We start from the raw sequence: 644 nt of genomic DNA, 5'->3' as shown, positions 1-644 counted from the left end.
GGTGCCGGTGCGGGGCTGGGCCGTTTCGCGGGTGTCGGTCCGGGCCGCGGTGCCGATGCCGGTCCGGGCCGTCTCGCGGACGTCGACCGGTACCGCCTCGCGGACGTCGGCCAGTACCGCCTCGCGGATGCCGGCCAGGGCCGGGCCCGCCGCCGTCGCGCGTACCGCCTGCGAGGCGCGCAGCGCGCAGCCGGTGCAGGACTCCAGGTGTTTCTCCAGCGACCACGCGTCCGACTCCGGCAGGCGGCCGTCGGCGTAACGGGTGACGAGGTGGTCGGACGCGTGCCGGCCGGTCATGCCGGACCTCCCATCGGTGACGGGCTCATCTGTGCCAGGACCGCCCGCAGTTCGGCGCGGGCGCGCATCGCTCGGGACTTGACGGTCCCCTCGGGAATGCCCAGCAGCCGCGCGGCCTCACGGGTGCTCAGCCCGTCGACGACCGTGGCGCGCAGCACCTCCCGCAGTTCGGGCGGGATCCGGTCGAGGGCGGTGCCCACGTCCCCGTACTCCAGGCCCGCCAGCACCCGGTCCTCGGCGGACGGCGCCGCGGCCCCGGCGGGCGGGAGGCCCTCCCACGCCTCCTCCATCGGCGCCGTGCGCAGCCGCGCGGCCCGCTCCTGCGCCCGGTACGCGTCGACCAGCCG

At 77.5% G+C, this 644-nt stretch carries 2 protein-coding genes; both read right to left on the bottom strand.

The features are described 5' to 3' along the window. Positions 1 to 297: zf-HC2 domain-containing protein (locus tag B7767_RS38800; protein ID WP_179167481.1), on the bottom strand; the 297-nt coding region annotated here is incomplete at its 3' end. Further along, on the bottom strand, positions 294 to 644 hold a 351-nt coding region (locus B7767_RS38795), incomplete at its 5' end, for an RNA polymerase sigma factor (RefSeq protein WP_143652894.1). The genes B7767_RS38800 and B7767_RS38795, both read right to left, overlap by 4 nt.

The organism is Streptomyces sp. 13-12-16, assembly GCF_002114215.1.
In the GTDB taxonomy this organism is placed as follows: Bacteria; Actinomycetota; Actinomycetes; order Streptomycetales; family Streptomycetaceae; genus Streptomyces.
This window is presented reverse-complemented; position numbering and strand designations above follow the sequence as displayed.